Origin of the sequence: Phenylobacterium sp., from assembly GCF_044236515.1 — a bacterium.
Taxonomy (GTDB): Bacteria; Pseudomonadota; Alphaproteobacteria; order Caulobacterales; family Caulobacteraceae; genus Phenylobacterium.
Map to the genome: position 1 here is coordinate 1 of NZ_JBIIGK010000218.1, position 3761 is coordinate 3761.

The 3761-nt window shown below is 67.1% G+C and carries 3 protein-coding genes; all 3 read right to left on the reverse strand.

Translation table 11 applies throughout. The annotated features are described in order from the left end of the window. Positions 1–95 precede the first annotated feature (95 nt). Positions 96–1001 (reverse strand): aldo/keto reductase, encoded by a 906-nt coding sequence (locus ACILRF_RS15220; RefSeq protein ID WP_395674378.1) that lies wholly within the window; start codon positions 999–1001, stop codon positions 96–98. Positions 1002–1089: 88 nt separating this feature from the next. Next, the gene (locus ACILRF_RS15225; protein WP_395674380.1) at positions 1090–1239 is read right to left on the reverse strand and encodes a hypothetical protein; all 150 of its coding nucleotides are present in this window, start codon (positions 1237–1239) and stop codon (positions 1090–1092) included. Next, the coding region (gene ligD, locus ACILRF_RS15230; RefSeq protein WP_395674382.1) for a DNA ligase D at positions 1239–3761 on the reverse strand (2523 nt) is incomplete at its 5' end. The genes ACILRF_RS15225 and ligD, both read right to left, overlap by 1 nt.

Consider the following 3761-nt stretch of genomic DNA (forward strand, 5'->3'; position numbering starts at 1 on the left):
ACAGCAGGAAAAAGAGCAGGAAGCCCGCGGCGACGGCGGGAATTTCGTCCGGTTCCGCGGCGATCAGGCGTGAAAGAACGCCTGGGCGGCGCGCTTCAGAGGCTGTCAATGAACTGCTCCATCCGCCGACGCAGGGCCGCGTCAGGCATACGGCCCCGAGCCGCGCCGAGATTGTCGTCGACGTAGCGCGCCTGAGCCATGCCGGGCACTGCGCAGGTCACCGCCGGATGCGAGACGACGTACTTCAGGAACACCTGCGCCCAGGTCTTGCAGTCGATCTCGGCCGCCCAGTCGGGCAAGGGCTTGCCCTGTGTCGCCTGGAACAGACGGCTGCGTCCGAACGGCAGGTTGACCCACACCGCCATCCGCCGTTCCTGGGCCAACGGCAGGATGCGATCGGCCGAGCCTCGGTTGTCGAGGGCGTAGTCGACCTGGATCACGTCCAGGGTTTCGCGGCGCATCATCGCCTCGAAGTCGGCGTACTGGCCGTCGAACGAGGTCGTGGCGCCGACGTAACGGATGCGGCCGGCGGCCTTGAGGTCGCGCAGGTTGGACAACTGGTTGGCCGTGTCGCGCAGATTGTGCACCGAGAACAGGTCGATCTTGTCGGTCCGAAGCTTCTTGAAGGACTCCGCGATCTGGGCCGCCCCTTCGGCTTTATTGTCGGCTCCGACCTTGGTCGCCACGAAGAGGTTCTGGCGGATGCCGAGCTCGGCGATCAGTCCGCCGACGACGTTCTCGGCGTCGCCGTAGGACGGCGCGGTGTCGATCACCCGTCCGCCGAGCTGCTGGAACCGGCGCAACGTTTCGCGCAGTGGCTGCCGCTCAGCCTCGGTGGGCGCGGCCTCGTAACGGCGGGCCGTGCCGACGCCGATCACCGGCAGGTGCTCGCCGCTGGAGGGGATCGGCTTGGTGATCAGGGCGGCCTGCGCGACCGCGATGGAGGGGACGAGGCCTGCGGCGGCGGTTCCGGCGACCAACTGACGACGTGTGACATCCATGACCGTCTGGCTCCCATCTTCCACGGCGAAGCTAAGCGTTCGGATGTCGCCGGGATGTGGCGGACGATGTCAGAGATGCAAAGGAACGTCAGCCCCGCTTGAGGAAGACCTTCACCGCCAGGACGGCCAGGCAGACCACGACCAGGAAGCCGGCGATCACCCGGACGGCGTCGACCATGAATCCGACCACGGCCGCGGCGACAATAATCGCCAGCAGGATTGCAATCCACTTGCCCATCAGCGCCCCAGTTTCCTAATCGCCGGCCCCAGCGGCCGCTCTTCGTCGAAATAGTCCGCCCACGCCCTGGTCTTAGCCAGCAGCTTCGGGGCGGTGCGGATCGTATAGACCTTCGGATCAAGCCCGGGCTTCACCTGGTTCCAGGTCAGCGGGAAGGACACCGGCGCCCCCGGTCGCGCGCGCGGCGACAGCGGCGCGACCGCCGTGCTCATCCGATCGTTGCGCAGGTAGTCGAGGAATATCCGCCCGACGCGCTTGGCCTTGGCCATGTTGACCACGTACTTGGCGGGCTCCTCCGCCGCGATGGCGAGGCAGACGTCCTGAGCGAATTTCTTGGCGGTCGGCCAGTCGATCTTGCCCTTGCCGTCCTTCAGCGGGGTGACGACGTGCAGACCCTTGCCGCCGGTCGTCTTGCAGAAGGCGACGAGGCCCAGTTCATCCAGCTTTTCCTTCACCCGCAGGGCGCCCTCGATGACCCGATCAAACGGGATGTCCTCGTCCGGATCGAGATCGAAGACCAACCGGCCCGGCGTCTCCGGTGAGAACGGCTGATTGTTCCAGGGGTGGTATTCCACCGCTCCGATCTGCGCCATCGCGGCCAGCGCTTCAGCCCGGTCGAGCTGAAGATAAGGCTTGTGGTCGCCGAACACCTCGACCTCGGTGATGAGGTTCGACGAGCCGCGGCCGGCGTGACGCTGGAAGAACCGCTGGTCGCCCTCGATGCCGTCCGGCGTGCGGATGATGGAACAGGGGCGGCCCTTGATGTGGGGTATCATCCAAGGCGCCACGGTCTCCAGGTAGCGGGCGAGGTCGAGCTTGGTGACCGGCTGGCCGTCGCCGTCGTCCGGCCACAGCGGCTTGTTCGGATTGGAGAGCAGAACGCCCATCACCGTCGGATCGGCAGCCTTCGCGGCGGACCGGACCACAGCCTTGGGCTTCGGCTCGGCCACCGGTGTCGACAGGGGCGCAGGCATCTCAGCCTCGACCTCGCTGGCCGGCTTATCGTCGCGCAGGCCCTTGAATGCACCCTGGCGGACCATGCCCGAGCCGGTGAAGCCGGCGAACTCGATCTCGGCCACCAGCTCGGGCTTGGCCCAGGTGATGTTCGGCTCCCTGCGCGGCGCGCCAGGACCGCTGAACGGGCTCTTGTCGGCGGCGACCGCTTTTAGGCGCGGCAACACCCGGGCCACGGTCTCGCGCCCGAATCCCGTGCCAACCCGGCCAACGTAAATGAGCTTCTCGTCGCGCATCACCCCAACCAGCAGGGAGCGAAGCTGGCCGACCTCGCCGGTCCAACCGCCGATCACCACCTCGTGGCCCGCGCGGCATTTGGACTTGACCCAGTCCTCGCTCCGGCCCGAACGATAGGGGGCGTCCAGCCGCTTGGAGACGATCCCCTCCAGCGACATGCGGCAGGCCGACTGCAGCACCGCATCGCCGGCGGTCTCGAAGTGATCGACGTAGCGCAAGCGGCGCTGGACCGCCTTTCCGGCCCCGTGGAGCGCAGCCTGCAGCCGCTCTTTCCGTATGCGGAGCGTTTGGCCTCGCAGGTCCTCGCCCTCGATGAAAAGAGCATCGAAGGCGAAGAAGATCAGATTGCCCGTCTTTCCATCGGACAGCGCAGCCTGCAGCGCCGGGAAGTCGGGCGATCCATTGTGATCAAGGGCGCAGGCCTCGCCGTCGTAGAGGCCGTCCGGCAGGGCCCCAGCGTCACCGGCGATCTCCCTGAATTTCTCCGTCCAATCAAGGCCAGAGCGCGTCTTGACCCGCGCCTTACCGCCCTCCACGCGGATCTGGAGGCGATAGCCGTCGAACTTGATCTCGTGCGCCCAGCCGGCCCCGGCCGGCGGCCGGTCCACCGCCTTGGCCAGCACTGGGGCGACGAAGCCCGGCAAGGCGGCGGCCTTGAGTTTCGTCGCAGCCGGCGGCTTGGGCTCATTGTCGGCGATCTCGGTGTGGTTTGACCGCCAGACGCCATCGGCCCGCGCGCGCGCCTTGCCGCCCTTCATGAACGGCGTCGGCCCCTTGCCCACCCCCGCGGCGATATCCTCCATGCTTCGGCCGGAGGCGATGGACGTCATCTCATTGGCGACCAGACGATCGCCGTCGCCAGGCGCCTCATGCTCGTCATGGTGCTTAATGAGCAGCCAGTTGTCCCGCTTCTCGCCTGGCCGGCGCTTCATCCGAACGAGGACGAAGGCGCCCTTGAGCCGCACGCCGTCCATGACGAACTTGAGATCGCCGGTCTTGAGCATGTCGTGAGGATCGCCTTCGGGCCGCCAGTAGCCGCGGTCCCACAGCATCACCGTGCCGCCGCCGTACTCGCCCTTGGGGATCGTTCCTTCGAAGTCCCCATAGCCCAGCGGATGGTCCTCGACCTCGACGGCCAGGCGGCGGTCGGCCGGATCCAGCGACGGCCCCTTGGTCACCGCCCAGGACTTGAAGACGCCGTCCAGCTCCAGCCGGAAATCGTAGTGCAGCCGGCTCGCCGCATGTTTCTGGATGACGAAGCGCAGCGCCTT

Bases quoted from the DNA above. Each gene is read 5' to 3' on its own strand.
- ACILRF_RS15220 (WP_395674378.1), bottom strand. From the start codon at position 1,001: ATGGATGTCACACGTCGTCAGTTGGTCGCCGGAACCGCCGCCGCAGGC.
- ACILRF_RS15225 (WP_395674380.1), bottom strand. From the start codon at position 1,239: ATGGGCAAGTGGATTGCAATCCTGCTGGCGATTATTGTCGCCGCGGCC.